The sequence below is a fragment of the Ruegeria sp. CG3 genome (assembly GCF_056537205.1).
This window is the reverse complement of the sequence record NZ_JBQFRC010000001.1, coordinates 1,835,740-1,850,241: the sequence shown is the minus strand read 5'-3', so window position 1 is coordinate 1,850,241 and position 14,502 is coordinate 1,835,740. Positions and strand designations below refer to the sequence as shown.

The 14,502-nt window shown below is 60.3% G+C and carries 15 protein-coding genes; 9 read left to right on the top strand and 6 right to left on the bottom strand.

Annotation, left to right across the window (positions count from 1 at the left end; translation table 11 throughout):
- Positions 1–193: 193 nt before the first annotated feature.
- The 3 genes from pgeF to lgt are packed head-to-tail and all read right to left on the bottom strand — an operon-like array spanning position 194 to position 2,900.
- The gene (gene pgeF, locus ACR0NB_RS09165) at positions 194–952 is read right to left on the bottom strand and encodes a peptidoglycan editing factor PgeF (RefSeq protein ID WP_170357144.1); all 759 of its coding nucleotides are present in this window, start codon (positions 950–952) and stop codon (positions 194–196) included.
- On the bottom strand, positions 949–2,016 hold the full coding sequence (locus tag ACR0NB_RS09160) for a class I SAM-dependent methyltransferase (protein ID WP_170581744.1): 1,068 nt from the start codon (positions 2,014–2,016) through the stop codon (positions 949–951). Before ACR0NB_RS09160 ends, pgeF begins: the two co-directional genes overlap by 4 nt.
- Positions 2,013–2,900 (bottom strand): prolipoprotein diacylglyceryl transferase, encoded by an 888-nt coding sequence (lgt, locus tag ACR0NB_RS09155; RefSeq protein ID WP_170581742.1) that lies wholly within the window; start codon positions 2,898–2,900, stop codon positions 2,013–2,015. Before lgt ends, ACR0NB_RS09160 begins: the two co-directional genes overlap by 4 nt.
- Positions 2,901–2,997: 97 nt before the next feature.
- On the opposite strand from lgt, the gene ACR0NB_RS09150 reads away from it, so the two are divergent.
- The 5 genes from ACR0NB_RS09150 (at position 2,998) to ACR0NB_RS09130 (ending at position 6,205) form a co-directional block, all read left to right on the top strand.
- Positions 2,998–3,246, top strand: a complete 249-nt coding sequence (locus ACR0NB_RS09150; RefSeq protein ID WP_170357147.1) for an accessory factor UbiK family protein — start codon at positions 2,998–3,000, stop codon at positions 3,244–3,246.
- Between the two features lie 322 nt (positions 3,247–3,568).
- Complete coding sequence (locus ACR0NB_RS09145) at positions 3,569–4,069, top strand: type III secretion system chaperone family protein (protein WP_093964674.1); 501 nt, start codon at positions 3,569–3,571, stop codon at positions 4,067–4,069.
- A gap of 39 nt (positions 4,070–4,108) precedes the next feature.
- The gene (proC, locus tag ACR0NB_RS09140) at positions 4,109–4,924 is read left to right on the top strand and encodes a pyrroline-5-carboxylate reductase (RefSeq protein WP_480775465.1); all 816 of its coding nucleotides are present in this window, start codon (positions 4,109–4,111) and stop codon (positions 4,922–4,924) included.
- Complete coding sequence (locus ACR0NB_RS09135; protein WP_170357149.1) at positions 4,917–5,255, top strand: tRNA-binding protein; 339 nt, start codon at positions 4,917–4,919, stop codon at positions 5,253–5,255. Before proC ends, ACR0NB_RS09135 begins: the two co-directional genes overlap by 8 nt.
- Positions 5,255–6,205 (top strand): 2-hydroxyacid dehydrogenase, encoded by a 951-nt coding sequence (locus ACR0NB_RS09130; RefSeq protein ID WP_480775464.1) that lies wholly within the window; start codon positions 5,255–5,257, stop codon positions 6,203–6,205. The genes ACR0NB_RS09135 and ACR0NB_RS09130 overlap by 1 nt, the downstream gene beginning before the upstream one ends.
- Here the strand turns inward: ACR0NB_RS09130 and ACR0NB_RS09125 are convergent.
- Positions 6,202–6,780, bottom strand: a complete 579-nt coding sequence (locus ACR0NB_RS09125; RefSeq protein WP_170357151.1) for a thymidine kinase — start codon at positions 6,778–6,780, stop codon at positions 6,202–6,204. The genes ACR0NB_RS09130 and ACR0NB_RS09125 overlap by 4 nt on opposite strands.
- A 356-nt stretch (positions 6,781–7,136) precedes the next feature.
- Here ACR0NB_RS09125 and ACR0NB_RS09120 point away from each other — a divergent pair, with 356 nt between their 5' ends.
- Positions 7,137–7,598 (top strand): hypothetical protein, encoded by a 462-nt coding sequence (locus ACR0NB_RS09120; protein WP_170340605.1) that lies wholly within the window; start codon positions 7,137–7,139, stop codon positions 7,596–7,598.
- A 91-nt stretch (positions 7,599–7,689) separates the two neighbouring features.
- Here the strand turns inward: ACR0NB_RS09120 and ACR0NB_RS09115 are convergent, their stop codons facing one another.
- Together ACR0NB_RS09115 and ACR0NB_RS09110 are read right to left on the bottom strand one after the other, a co-directional pair.
- A complete protein-coding gene (locus ACR0NB_RS09115) occupies positions 7,690–8,418 on the bottom strand; it encodes a hypothetical protein (RefSeq protein WP_170441670.1) in 729 nt (242 codons plus the stop codon).
- 192 nt (positions 8,419–8,610) lie between these two features.
- Positions 8,611–9,735 (bottom strand): beta-ketoacyl-ACP synthase III, encoded by a 1,125-nt coding sequence (locus ACR0NB_RS09110; protein ID WP_480775463.1) that lies wholly within the window; start codon positions 9,733–9,735, stop codon positions 8,611–8,613.
- Positions 9,736–9,901: 166 nt separating this feature from the next.
- Between ACR0NB_RS09110 and ACR0NB_RS09105 the strand changes: the two genes are divergently transcribed.
- Genes ACR0NB_RS09105 through ACR0NB_RS09095 form a run of 3 tightly spaced genes read left to right on the top strand, consistent with a single transcriptional unit; the run spans position 9,902 to position 14,462 of the window.
- Positions 9,902–10,369 carry a MarR family winged helix-turn-helix transcriptional regulator gene (locus ACR0NB_RS09105; protein ID WP_093964681.1) on the top strand — a complete coding sequence of 156 codons (468 nt, stop codon included), beginning with the start codon at positions 9,902–9,904 and terminating at the stop codon, positions 10,367–10,369.
- Positions 10,366–11,403 carry an efflux RND transporter periplasmic adaptor subunit gene (locus tag ACR0NB_RS09100; RefSeq protein ID WP_170404806.1) on the top strand — a complete coding sequence of 346 codons (1,038 nt, stop codon included), beginning with the start codon at positions 10,366–10,368 and terminating at the stop codon, positions 11,401–11,403. The genes ACR0NB_RS09105 and ACR0NB_RS09100 overlap by 4 nt, the downstream gene beginning before the upstream one ends.
- 11 nt (positions 11,404–11,414) lie before the next feature.
- Positions 11,415–14,462, top strand: a complete 3,048-nt coding sequence (locus ACR0NB_RS09095; RefSeq protein ID WP_480775462.1) for an efflux RND transporter permease subunit — start codon at positions 11,415–11,417, stop codon at positions 14,460–14,462.
- Positions 14,463–14,502: the final 40 nt, after the last annotated feature.

Below are 14,502 nucleotides of genomic sequence, written 5' to 3'. Positions count from 1 at the left end.
GTGGCTGTTCCGGGATCAATTTAGGACAATGATGAAGTCTTGCGGCACCCCCTGAGTTCGGATGCCAGAAATCAGACGTTCGGAGAACGGATAACCATCTGAGCACTGGCAAAAATTAACAACGATTCTGATGACAGATAGACACAATAAATGTGGCGGAAAAGTGGCGCTTTCGCCTTAATTCGGCCGATCTTTACAATCGTATGGCGGAAATCAGGCGGCCGTAATCCGCCTCGCCGGCGTGGGTCGCGCGCCGGTAGGAATAGAACTTGTCGGGATCCGAATAGGTGCAATGCCGCGTCCATTCTGCCTGCCCGACGCCGGCCTGACGCAGCTTGTGAAGGCCAAAGGCCGGCAGGTCGAAATGCATCCGGTCGCCTTGCCCATTTGCAAAGAAACGCGCGTTGTCCTGGCTTTCCAAAAGGAAGTCTTCCAGAAACTCCGGGCCAACCTCGTAGGCGCGCTGCGAGATCGTCGGGCCGATGACTGCGATGATGTTTTTGCGGTGCGCACCCAGCGCCTCCATGGCGTCCAGCGTCGCCTCAAGGACACCGTCCAGAGCACCGCGCCATCCCGCATGTGCCGCCCCGATCACTTTAGCTTGAGGATCCGCAAACAGTACCGGCTGGCAGTCTGCCGTCAGGATCGTCAGCGCGAGGCCCGGCGTTGCGGTAACGATTGCATCGGCCCTTGGCTTCTCGCCTGCAATCGGCTTGTCGACGGTGATCACGTGTGGGGAATGTACCTGATGCACGCCGACCAATGCATCCAGTTTGACGCCCATGGCCTCGGCCACTCTGCTTCGGTTCAGCGCGACCGCCTCGCTCAGGTCGGACGAGCCCGTGCCACAATTCAGCCCGCTGAAGATACCGGACGAGGCGCCGCCCTTGCGACTGAAGAACCCGTGTCGAATCGGTGACAGCAAATCCGAGGTCAGAATTTCCAGAGTCATGTCCCAAGTCCCGATGGTGGCATCGCAGTTTTCGGGTAGAGGCCCAGCACCTTGAACAGGTTTCCCATTTCCTCTGGGTGCGTCAACCGCCGATGTGCCCGAACCAGCGTTTCCAGTTTTGATCCGGTCAACGCGCCGGCCAGAGATTGTGCGCGTTGGGTGATGCCCAGACGCTCAAGAAACACACCCTGAGGCGTCAGCCGCGTATGGGCGCAGCCCGTCGCGCCCGCCGCCAATGCCAGCGTTTCGAAATCCACATGTGCAGTCAGGTCGGCCTGACCCGGTGTGGCGAGCGGGTCGACGTATTCGTGCCCCTTGACGGCCTGCAACGTGTCGCCCAGCGAACGCCAGTCGCCATAGTCGATGACGAGAGCCATACCACCGTGGCTACGGATGATGCGGGCCGTTTCGGTCACGATGGGAACCGCCGCCGCGCACAGCTCGACCAGATCACCGTCCCGTGTATCCTCGAGGCGCGTCGCCAAGGCCGCTTGCGTCGCCCTCGGGCCAAGGCCGAATGCCAGCTGATCGCCCTGCAGGCCCACAAGACGTTCGCACCAGCCGTCGCCGTCGCGCAGAAACTGGCGGATGGGCAAAGCGTCGAAAAATTCATTGGCCACAAGAAATAGCGGAAGCTCTGGGAGATCGCCCACCGAAACGATCCAGTTCGGTGCGTGCGCATCCAGGGCCTCGGCCTGAAGTCCGCGCAGAACGGGCGAGGCTTCGAGCAATACCACCTGCGCGGCGTCGTGGAACCCGGGCACGCCCCGGGTCGCCCGTAGAATGTCGGCCATGAGTGTTCCGCGCCCCGGGCCCAGCTCGACCAGCGCAAACCGGCCGGGTCTGCCTTGATCAATCCAGCCCTGCGCGAGGCAAAGACCAATCACTTCGCCGAACATCTGGCTGATTTCCGGAGCGGTGACAAAGTCTCCATGTGTGCCCAATGGGTCGCGGGTGGTGTAGTAGCCGTGGGTTGGATGCAGAAGACATTCGGCCATATAGTCCGCCACGCTCATCGGCCCGTCCTGCCGGATGCGGTCGGTCAGATGGCCAAGCAGGCTCATACCGCCCGCCGTGCCCGTAGGGCAAACCACAAGCCGACTGCGATCATCGGCACAGATAGAATCTGGCCCATCGTCAGGCCGTAGCCGCCCACATGCCACGCAAGTCCCAGCGGGTTTCCGGCCGAGACGAATTGCGCATCGGGTTGACGAAAGAACTCGACGATGAAGCGCGAAGCGCCATAGCCCGCCAGAAATACGCCCATGATGCGACCGGGCCAATGAAATGCGCCGCGCCGATAGACCAGCCACAACAATAGCAGGCCCAACAGCACGCCTTCCAGCGCAGCCTCGTACAACTGCGACGGGTGGCGGGCGCAAAGTCCAGCAGCGACATTGGCGCAGTCCTGAGCTGCTGCTCCGGGAAAGATCACCGCCCAGGGCAGTTCGCTGGGTCGGCCCCACAGCTCGGCATTGACGAAATTGGCCAAACGGCCAAGCAAAAGGCCGGGGGGAACAGTATGGGCGATCAAGTCGGCCAGCGAAAGCAAGGGGGCCGAATGGCGTCGCGCGAAGACCAGCGATGCTATCACCACACCCAGAAGGCCGCCGTGAAAAGACATGCCACCCTGCCAGACCTTCAGGATCTCAAGCGGGTGGGACAGGTAGTATTCGGGCTGATAGAACAGAACAAAGCCCAATCGGCCGCCGATGATGACCCCCAGGATGATCCAGGTGATCAGGTCCTCCAACTGGTCCGGTCTCAGAGGAGGGGATTGATCCGGCCACAAAGCGGGACGGCGCACCGCCATCACCGCCATGCGCCACGCGATCAGGATGCCCGCGATATAGGCCAGCGCATACCACCGCAGCGCGAACTCGATCCCGAAGGCGGAAATCGAGAACAGCTCGGGCGACAGATCGGGGAAATTCAAAACAGCTTGCATGTGCGTCTCATTGCCCGGGGTTGGCTGACCAAGTCAACCTTGAGACTGGGCTCTCTATCCCCCATATAGAAGGCATTCGCGATTCCGGAGTAGACACATGCAAACCCGCAACAAGTTTCTGGACGATATGTCCCAGTTGATGACCAACGCAATGGGCGTGGCGCAGGGTGCGCGAGAAGAGGCTGAAACGGCGATGAAGTCGTTGGTCGACCGCTGGCTAGCGGATCGCGACTTTGTCACGCGAGAAGAGTTCGATGCCGTCCGCGCGATGGCCCAGAAAGCGCGCGAAGAAAACGCGGCGCTGGAAGCGCGGATCGCCGCGCTTGAAACCAAGCTGGACAAATAAGCCCAGCCGTAGATCGGCATTTCAGAATTTTTGGCAAGACCCTACACCGCTCAACCCGCGCTGGGTTTCGCAGTGTGGGGAGTCTCGCCGCATTGTAAAAATAAATCAAGGCAAAGCTGCAGGGGGCGCCAATATTTTGGTGGCCGTTGCCAGCTGTCCACAACTTATTGCTGTTATCCCCAAGAATGGGGGTTGCCAGAGTCCCAGCCACAGCGCACCATATTTAGTACAGGCCTATGGGGGAAGCCCGGCTTGTAGAGCAGGCAACTAGCGCTGGGGCGCTGCCAGCCCCGAAATGCTAGGTATTAAGTGAGGTGGCACCATGGCACTTTCCGAGCAGTATTTCGAAGAAGACATTCATCCGATTGATATTGTCGAACATCTGGCTGAACACCACGATTGGGATTTCGACCGGATCGGAGACGACCAGATCGCCATGGCGGTCGAAGGACAGTGGCGCACCTACTCGATCACGCTGGCCTGGTCCAACTATGACGAGACTCTGCGGATGGTCTGCTCGTTCGAGATGGAGCCGCCCGAGGACCGGGTTTCTGATCTCTATGAACTGCTGAACCGCATGAACGACCAATGCTGGGCCGGCGCCTTCACCTACTGGGGCAATCAGAAGCTGATGGTCTACCGCTACGGCCTGGTGCTCAGCGGCGGGCAATCGGCCAGCCCCGAACAGATCGACACGATGATCACCGCCGCGGTCCTGAGCGCCGAGCGTTACTATCCTGCGATCCAGTTGGTAACCTGGGGCAACCGTACGCCCGAGGATGCGATGCAAGTCGCCATTGCAGAGGCTTACGGCCGCGCGTAAAGCTTTGCCCCAAACCGCAAAAGCAGGGGAGGGGCAATCATGGACATGTCACGCGTTGCGGGTCAGGGGCTGGTGCTTCTGGGATGCGGAAAGATGGGGTCGGCCATGTTGGCCGGCTGGCTGGAACATGGCCTGCCAGCCGCATCAGTATGGGTCATCGACCCCAACCCTTCCGACTGGCTCAGGGCGCAAGGGGTCAATATCAACACCCCACTTCCTGAAAAACCTGCCGTCGTGTTGGTTGCCGTCAAACCTCAGATGATGGGCGAGGCATTGCCGGCAATTCAGGCGTTGGGGGGCGGCGGAACCCTGTTCATCTCGGTCGCCGCCGGAACTTCCATCGCCACGTTCGAGCGTGTTCTGGGTGCTGGTACTCCGATCATTCGGGCCATGCCGAACACGCCTGCGGCGATCCGGCAGGGCATCACCGCGCTGATTGGAAATGCCAGCACGTCGGGCTCTGACATGACCCTGGCCGAAGATCTGCTTTCGGCCATCGGTGATACCGTGCGCCTGCAGGATGAGGCGCAGATGGACGCGGTCACCGGTCTCAGCGGCTCGGGCCCGGCCTATGTCTTTCATTTGATTGAGACGCTGGCCGCCGCCGGTGAGGCGCAAGGCCTTCCGCATGATTTGGCCATGCGCTTGGCCAAGGCGACCGTCGCCGGGGCAGGGGCTCTGGCCATGGCGTCCGAGGAAGATCCTTCGCAATTGCGCATCAATGTCACGTCACCCAACGGCACGACGCAGGCAGCACTGGAAGTCCTGATGCATGAACAGGATGGGTTTCCAAACCTGTTGCACCGTGCCGTAAAGGCGGCAACCGATCGATCCAAGGAGCTGTCCGGTGAGTGAAATTTCCTTCGACGACTTCCTCAAGGTCGACATTCGCGTAGGAGAGGTCATCCGGGCCGAACCCTATCCCGAGGCCCGCAAGCCCGCGATCAAAATGTGGATCGACTTCGGCGACGAGATCGGCGAGCGCAAGACCTCGGCGCAGGTTACCGCGCATTACACGCCCGAATCCCTTGTCGGCAAACATGTGCTGGCCGTGGTCAATTTCCCGCCGCGTCAGATCGGGCGGTTCATGTCCGAGGTTCTTGTTCTGGGTCTGCCGGACGAATCGGGCGAGATTGTTTTGATCGGTCCTGATGGCAAAGTTCCCGTGGGCGGGCGGATGCACTGATGAAGCTGTTGATCACCCGACCGATGACCCCCGCGGTCACGGCCCGCGCGCGGGATGAGTTCGACGTCGATATCCGAGATAGCAACGCACCGCTCAGCATTGATGAGATGGCGCGCGCATTGCGGGACTACGACGTGGTCGTTCCGACTTTGGGTGATGTCTTTTCGGCCGATGTCTTTGAAATGGTCACGGCTCCGCGGTGCAAACTGCTGGCCAATTTTGGGGTGGGTTTCAATCACATTGATGTGGCGGCAGCGCAGGCTGCTGGTGTTCGCGTGACCAACACACCGGGGGCGGTCACGGATGCAACGGCGGACATTGCCATGACTCTGCTGCTGGCAACGGCCCGCCGCGCGGGCGAGGGTGAACGGCTGGTCCGGTCCGGCAATTGGCAGGGCTGGCACCCGACCCAAATGCTGGGACAGCACGTCACCGGAAAATGGGTCGGAATCATCGGAATGGGACGGATCGGGCAAGCCATTGCCCGGCGCTGTCATTTCGGATTCGGGATGCAGGTCAGTTATCAATCCCGCACGCCCAAGGATCTGGATTTCCCTGCCGAGTTCGTTCCCGATTTGGCGGCCCTGGCTGCTGTGGCCGATTTTCTGGTCGTCGCCGTCCCCGGTGGTGTTGACACCTTCCACCTCATAGACGCTTCGGTTCTTTCAGCTATGCGGCCGTCGGCCATTCTGGTCAACATCGCTCGCGGAGAAGTCGTGGACGAAGCTGCACTGATCCATGCGCTGAATAACGGCCAGATCGCCGGGGCCGGGCTGGATGTCTACGAGTTTGAACCCGCCGTGCCGCAGGCGCTGCGCGAGATGGAGAATGTCACCCTGCTGCCGCATCTGGGCACTGCGACCGAGCAAGTGCGCACGGATATGGGGCACATGGCATTGGACAATGTGGCGGCTTTTGTCGCCGGGCAACCGCTGCCAAATCTGGTCTAACTGCCCACGGCCTCGCGCCAGTGTTTCCGGCAGAGTGAAACATAGGTCTCGTTTCCGCCGATCTGCACCTGCGCGCCTTGGGTGATGGTTTTTCCGTTTTCGTCCTGACGGATCACCATCGTGGCCTTTCGCCCGCATCTGCAGATGGTGCGGACCTCGCGCATTTCATCGGCCAGGGCCAGCAGAGCCGCTGATCCTGGGAACAGCTTGCCCTGAAAATCCACCCGCAACCCGTAGGCCAGAACCGGTACTTTCAGGTCATCCACCGCACGAGCCAATTGCCAGACCTGTTCTTCGGTCAGGAACTGCGCCTCGTCCACAAAAACACAGGCCACTTTCCCCTGATCAAGACGATCTTGGATCATCGCGAACACATTGTCGTGGGGATTGAACGTATCGGCCTGTTCCGAGATTCCGATCCGCGATGCGATGCGCCCCTGGCCCGCGCGCCCGTCAATGGCTGCGGTCATCAGATAGGTGTCCATGCCGCGCTCGCGATAGTTGTGCGACGCCTGAAGCAGCACCGTGGACTTGCCTGCGTTCATGGTTGAGTAGTTAAAGTACAGCTTGGCCATGGGCTGGGTCTAATCGGCTCACGCTGCGCGAGCAAGTCGTCAATGTCCTGAAAAAAATCGACGCCGCCATTGCAGTCGCAGAGGCCGAGCAGATGCTCTTGGGGATGGATAACCCCGCTTCCGCAACAGCGACACCGCCGGCCACGAAATGGCCGAAACAGCGCAGGGCCTGAAATACTGCCCCGCAAACACTCTTTACCGGCATTAACTGCCGCCACTCACTCACAAAACCCCCGCATATCTGAGGGATAGCCAACATATGACATTTCAATTATGACTCGAGTATGGGAAATTTCCCCTCCCTTTCCCCGGTGCGGACAGCCGGGCAAGAGGGCGCAGCGAACAAAGGTACAAAAATGGCAGATATCGGGGCCTATCTGAAAAAGCACACCGAAGCTTTGGTCAAGGACGTGGGGATCGAAGCAGCATGCGAGATCACAGGGAAATCCAAGGCCACATTGGGCCGGTATTACTCCGACAATCCCGAGCACAGTGACCGGTTCATGCCGGTGGATGCGGTAGCACGTCTGGAAAACGCGGCCAGCTACCCGCATGTGACTTCGGCCCTGGCGGACCTCAAGAACATCACCTTGTCCTATGATGAGCGCAATTCGACCCGTACGCGCACCGGGGGCGTCAATTCGGACGTGATCGCACTGAGCCAGCGGTTTGCGATGCTGATGACCGAATACCAGGCCGCGATCGAGGATGGCATCATTACCGTCAACGAAGCCAAGCGTCTGCTGAAAGAAACTTCGTTGCTGCAACAGGTTCTGATCGAGATGAAATTGCACCTCGAAGAGGAAAGCGTCAGCTGATCTAGTTTCCGAAAAGCCGCCATGGGGCGGTGAAAAAGGCGATGTGCGCATCGCCTTCCTCAAGCTGAGCTGAAGTAGCTCTTAACCTTAGTCAGTTTTCGTCGTTGTTGGCATTGTTCCCGCGTCCGGGGCTTGAGCCCTCGGGCCCATTTCCGCCCCCGTTGTTGCCTTTGCCGCCGCCATTGTTGCCCTTGCCGCCGCCTTTCCCGTCGCCGTTGTTTCCTTTACCGCCGCCGTGACTGCCACCCTTGCCGGGCTTGCCGTCACCATGGCCGGGCTTGCCGCCGCCCTTGCCGGGCTTGCCACCGCCATCACCAGGCTTGCCGCCGCCGTTGCCGGGATCATCATTCCCGCCGCCGTTGCCCGGATCGTCGGATCCGCCATCACCGGGGTCATCGTTCCCCCCGCCATTGCCGGGGCCGCTGTTTCCGCCGCCCGACCCGGATCCGCCGCCGGCGGATGGGCCGGTGCTCGATGCGGGTTGAAATCCGCTGGGGTCGTTTTCGCGGCCGTCAAAGCTGTTGGCGTTGGAAATCGATCCGGTCGGCAAATCGCTCAGCAGATTGGCCAGCCCCGGACATTGCTGCGAGGTATTGGCAAGAACCGACCCGAAATCTGCCCGTTGTTGCAGATGCGAGAGGAAACTGGGCGTAACCTGCGAACAGCCGCAAAGGGCCGCATAGTCACCATTGTTGGCTGCGATCCGTGCTGTGTTGGCGTTGCAAACCTGGGGCTCGGCCATGGCCGCGCTGGCTGCAGCAACCCCCAAAAACGGGGCGACAACCCAGGCCGCCATTCCTGACTTAGAACTCTTGAACATGGCGCACCTTTCTTAACCTAGCGTCACCTGACATGCGGAATTGCATGGCCTTCCAGATGGAGGCCGCGGGTTAAGTTGCGCTGTATCAATTCTGAAGAAGTTTTCAGGAATACAAAAACAGTCCGCCTGCGCGGGCGAAATATTCGAGGTTATCGCTTGTTGCACCGGACGTGGACCGGCGGCGCCGGCGTGTCAGGCGTGGCGTTTGACGATGACGGACCCCACCGAATATCCTGCACCGAACGAGCAGATCAGGCCGACATCGCCATCCTGAAGATCGTCTGAATATTTGGAAAAGGCGATGATCGACCCGGCTGACGATGTATTGGCATAGTCCTGCAGGATGTTGGGTTGTTCGCCCGGCTCGGGCTCACGCCCCAGAACCTTCTTGCCGATGAAATCATTCATCGTCTTGTTGGCCTGGTGCAGCCACAGCCGCTTGAGATCGCCGCTTTCGATCCCTTCGGAATCCATGTGGTCGCTGATGTGTTTGCTGACCATCGGCAGCACTTCCTTGAATACCTTGCGACCGTTCTGCATGAACTGCATGTCGCGGCGGTCGGTCAAACCATCTGGGCGCGTGCGCCGCAGAAAACCGTTGTTGTTGCGGATGTTGTTCGAAAACTCGGTCGCGCAGCGGGTCGACAGGATTTCGAAATGCGGGCCCTTTGCACCCTCGATCCGCTCGATCAGCGTGGCGGTGGCCACGTCACCGAAGATAAAGTGGCAATCCCGGTCGCGCCATTCCAGGTGTCCCGAGCAGATCTCGGGGTTGACCACCAGCGCCGCCCGTACGGACCCCGACCGGATCATGTCGGCCGCGGCCTGAATGCCGAACGTCGCCGAAGAACAGGCCACGTTCATATCGAACCCAAAACCAGCGATGCCCAACGCGTTCTGGATTTCGACCGCAATGGCGGGATAGGCGCGTTCATGGTTCGACGCGGCACAGATCACCAGATCGACATCCGCCGCCGTCCGACCTGCCTGAGCCAGCGCCTTTTTGCAGGCGTCCAGCGCCATCTCGGTCATAATGCCCGGCTCATCATCGCTGCGCTGGTGCAGCAGGGGATGCATCACGTCCGGGTCCAGCACACCGGTCTTGTCCATGACGTAGCGGTTCTCGATGCCCGAGGCCTTGACGATGAACTCTTCCGAGGAGTGCTGCATCGGCTCCATCTCGCCCGCGGCGATGGCATCGGCGTTGGCAGCATTCATCTTGTCGGCATAGGCGTTGAAGGCTTTGACCAGCTCGGCATTGGTGATGACGTTTTCGGGCGTGAAAACCCCGGTACCGGTGATTGCGGGCGTGTACATGTCGGGTCCTGAATGTTTCGGATTCGCCCAAAATGCAGTCACAGCGCCCTCAGATCAAGAGATGTTGACCCAAGGGAACGGCATAGGTTTGCGCAAATTCAACTTCACATCTTGAATAGTTCGGAATCCGAAGTATATCACCGCTCGACTCGTGCGGAGAGCATCCATGACCAAAGACATCAGTGAACGGCTGGCCCGACTGACCCCTGAGATCCAGGCGATGATGGGCGTCTATGCGCTGTACTGGAAACTGGAAGAGAGTTTCGGCTGCATCGATACCGATCTCAGCCATCAGGAATGCCATATGTTGATCAAGTTGGATCAGCCCAAGCGGATGGGAGTGTTGGCGGCCGACATGCTGACCGTGCCGTCGACCATTACGGCCACCGCCGATGCGCTTGAGGCGGCCGGTTATCTGACCCGTCAGCAGGATCCCGATGATCGCCGTGCGTGGTTGCTGGTGCTGACCGACAAAGGTGCCGAAGCCCGCAACATGCTGGTCACCACCGCCGGAGAGCTGTTTCACCGTGCCTCTGGGTTGGATGACGAGGAAACTGCTCAATTTGCCCGGCTTGCCCGCAAGATCCGGGACAACATTCTGAAAACGGGAATACCCGAGGGATTGACGAAATGAAGCTGCTGACTTCGCTGGGCCTCGCCCTTGCCGTACTGGCCGCACCGCTTGCGGCGCAAGACGACACCAAGCCTGTGAAACTTATGGTGGTGCATGAGACCGCTCCCGGATTCTCACGCCAGTTCTTCGGGCGCGTGGCCGCGCGGCAGACTGTCGATCTGGCGTTTCAGGTCGCCGGACAGATCGTGGAACTGCCCGTCAACGAAGGGTTCCAGGTGCCCAAGGGCAGCCTGATTGCAAAGCTGGACCAAGAGCCGTTCGAACTGGCACTGGAACGTGCGCGTCTTCAGAAGGATCAGGCTGACCGTACCGTGGCCCGCCTGTCGCGCCTGCGGGGGACGACTGCAAGTCAGGTCGCTGTCGATGACGCTGAAACCGCCGCCCAACTGGCCGCGATCGCGGTGCGTGACGCCGAGTACAACCTCGAGCACACGACCCTGACCGCGCCGTTCGATGCGCTGGTATCGCGGCGTGAGGTCGAGAACTTCACCACCGTGGCCGCAGGAACGCCGATCGTCCGGATCCACGATCTGTCCGAATTGAGGATCGAGGTCGATGTGCCCGAAATCCTGTTCCAGAGGACCAGCCAGGAAGATGGCATTTCGATCACGGCAAAATTCCCCGCAAGTGACGAGGTCTTCCCGTTGGAAATCCGCGAATTCGACGCCGAAACTTCGAGCGTCGGCCAGACGTTCCGAATTCAGTTCGGCCTCACGCCGCCGGAAAACTTGCGGGTGCTGCCCGGCTCGTCGGTAACCGTCAATGTTCAGGTCGACGACAAGCGTACTGGCATCATCGTTCCCCCAACCGCGATTGTCGCCGACGCCGAGGGCAATCTGGGCGTCATGGTCTTTTCGCCGGTCGGTGCAGATGTCGGCACCGTACGGCGTGTTCCCGTGACCATCGAACCAACCCAGACAGGTGACGTCCGGGTTCTGACCGGATTGTCGGACGGCGACGAAATCGTGGTGGCCGGCGGGTCCGTTCTGACCGATGGGCAGACCGTGCGCCGCTTTGCCGGCTTTGCGAACTAAAGGGGGCGAATATGAATATCGCACGCGCCTCGATCGACAGGCCGATCTATACGTGGCTGGTGATCCTGATCGCCTTGCTGGGTGGGATCTGGGGATTTTCGTCGCTCGGCCGGCTCGAAGATCCGGCCTTTACCATCAAGAACGCCGTAGTGTTGACCACGTATCCCGGTGCGACGGCTGAACAGGTGGCCGAGGAGGTCTCGGAACCTTTGGAATCTGCGATCCAGCAGATGGGCGAGGTCGATGTCATCACTTCGGTCAACCGTCCCGGTCAATCGCTGATCGAAGTCGAGATCAAGTCCACCTACGATGGCAGCGAATTGCCGGATATCTGGACCCGACTGCGCGCCAAGGTCCGGGATGCGGCCCGTGGATTGCCGTCCGGTGTCAGCCAGCCCTATGTGAATGACGGGTTCGGTGACGTGTTCGGTCTTTTCTATGCGGTCACCGCGGAAGGGTTCAGCGACGCCGAAAAGCACGAATTGTCGACCTTCTTGCGGCGCGAGTTGCTGACCGTTGAGGGCGTTGCGGACGTTGAAGTGCAGGGCTTGCCAGACGAAGCCATTTTCATCGAGCCGGACCTGGCCATTTCGGTCAACCAGAATGTGCCGTTGCAGTCGATCAATGAAGCGATTGCCAACGCCAATTCGGTCCAGTCCTCAGGGACGCTTCGGTCAGACGACGATCGCACCACGATCCTGACGGCGGACGGGTCGGACAGCGTGTCCGAGATCGCCGGGCTGTCGGTTGGCTCTCAGGGGCAAGTGATCAACCTCTTTGACATGGCCGATGTCTACCGGGCCCGCCAGACCGATCCTGACATCATAATCCGGTTCAACGGCGTCGAAGCTTTCACCCTGGGTATTGCCGGCCTGTCGACGGAAAACATCGTGGAAGTCGGAAAGCGCGTAGACGCCAAGCTGGCCGAGCTGGATGTGGAGATTCCCGCAGGCGTCGATGTATTGCCGATCTACCAGCAGCACGTCGTGGTCGAGCAGGCTTCGAACGATTTTCTAGTGAACCTGGCCATGTCGGTTGCCATCGTGGTGGCGGTGCTTGGAATATTCATGGGTTGGCGCGCGGCGGTCGTTGTGGGCTCGACCCTTTTGTTGACCGTTGTCGGGACCCTGCTGTTCATGGCGCTGTTTTCCATCGAGATGGAGCGCATTTCGCTGGGCGCGCTGATCATTGCGATGGGGATGCTGGTCGATAATGCCATCGTGGTGGCCGAGGGGATGCAGATCTCCATGCTCAAGGGAAAAAGCTCGCGCGATGCTGCCGACGAGGCCGCGTCCAAGACCCAGATCCCCCTTCTGGGGGCCACGGTCATCGGAATCATGGCCTTTGCTGGGATTGGGCTCAGCCCGGATGCGACGGGCGAATTCCTGTTCTCATTGTTTGCGGTGATCGCGATCTCGTTGCTGCTGAGCTGGGTGCTGGCCATCACAGCAACACCGTTGTTGGGGCATTATTTCTTCAAACAGGGCAAGGACGTGGATGTCGACGCTTATAGCGGCATCCTGTTCCGAACCTACGGGGCGATCCTGCGCTGGGCATTGCGGTTCCGTTGGCTGGTGGTGGCCGGTTTGGTTGGGGTTACCGTGATCTGCTATGCCGGCTTCGCGATGGTGAAACAGCAGTTTTTTCCGGACTCCAACACGCCGCTGTTCTTCGTCCATTACAAGCTGCCGCAGGGGACTCCGATCGCGCGGACGAGTACCGATATGCAAGTCTTCGAGGACTGGCTGGCCCAGCGGGATGATGTCGTCTCGGTCACCACCTTCGTGGGGCAGGGCGCGACGCGGTTCATGTTGACCTATTCGGCCGAGAAGCCCAACCCAAGCTATGGGCACATGATCATCCGGACCGAAACGCTCGAGGACATTCCCGTCTTGCGTGCTGATCTGGAGGCCTTTGGTGAAACCCAATTCCCTGAAGGCGAATTCCGGACCAAGCGTCTGGTCTTCGGCCCCGGCGGCGGTACCCCGATCGAGGCGCGGTTCTCGGGCAGCGATCCGGTCGTCCTGCGGCAACTGGCCGACGAGGCGGTGCGGCGCATGTCGGCGGCCTCGCCCAACGCGCTGGACGTGCATCACGACTGGCGTGAAATGGAATTGGCGGTCCAGCCGATCTATGCCACCGAGCGTGCGCAGACGGCCGGTGTAACCCGCGAAGACATCGCCGCCACCCTGCAGTTTTCGACGGACGGCATCACCGGCGGCGTGTTCCGCGAGAGGGACCGCCTGATCCCGATCATCCTGCGTCGACCGGCGGACGGGGAATACTCGATCGTGGATCAAGTGGTGTATTCGGACCAGTCACAGAAGTTCGTGCCGATCGAGCAGATGGTGGACGGGTTCCAGTACAAAGCGCTCAATACGCTGGTGCATCGACGAGATCGCGTTCTGACCGTCACGGTGGGCGCAGACATCCCGGCCGGCCTGACCGCGGCACAGGTTCATTCCGAGATTCGCGATGCGATCGAGGACATGGAACTGCCGCTGGGCTACAAGCTGGAATGGGGCGGCGAGTTCGAGGATTCCGGCAAAGCGCAAGCCAGCCTTGGCAAACAGTTGCCGCTGAGCCTTTTGATCATGGTTCTGATCTCGGTGCTGCTGTTCAACGCGATCCGGCAACCGGTCATCATCTGGCTGCTGGTGCCGATGTCGGTGAACGGCGTGGTGATCGGGCTGTTGGGCACGGGCCTGCCCTTTACCTTCACCGCGCTTCTCGGGCTTCTCAGCCTGTCGGGGATGCTGATCAAGAACGGTATTGTACTGGTCGAAGAGATCGACCTTGTCCGCGCCACGGGCAAGCCCCTGCGCGACGCGATCATCGAAGCCTCGGTCTCGCGTCTGCGCCCGGTCATGCTGGCGGCGATCACCACGATCCTGGGGATGGCGCCGCTGCTGACCGACGCGTTCTTCGTGTCGATGGCAGTGACGATCATGGGTGGTCTGGCTTTCGCGACGATCCTGACCATGGTCGCCGCGCCGGTGTTCTACATGCTGTTCTTCTCTCGGGAAGAACAGCGCAGGCTGGCGGCGCAGACTGCATGATCCCACAAAAAAGCCCCGGCGAATGGCCGGGGCTTTTTGC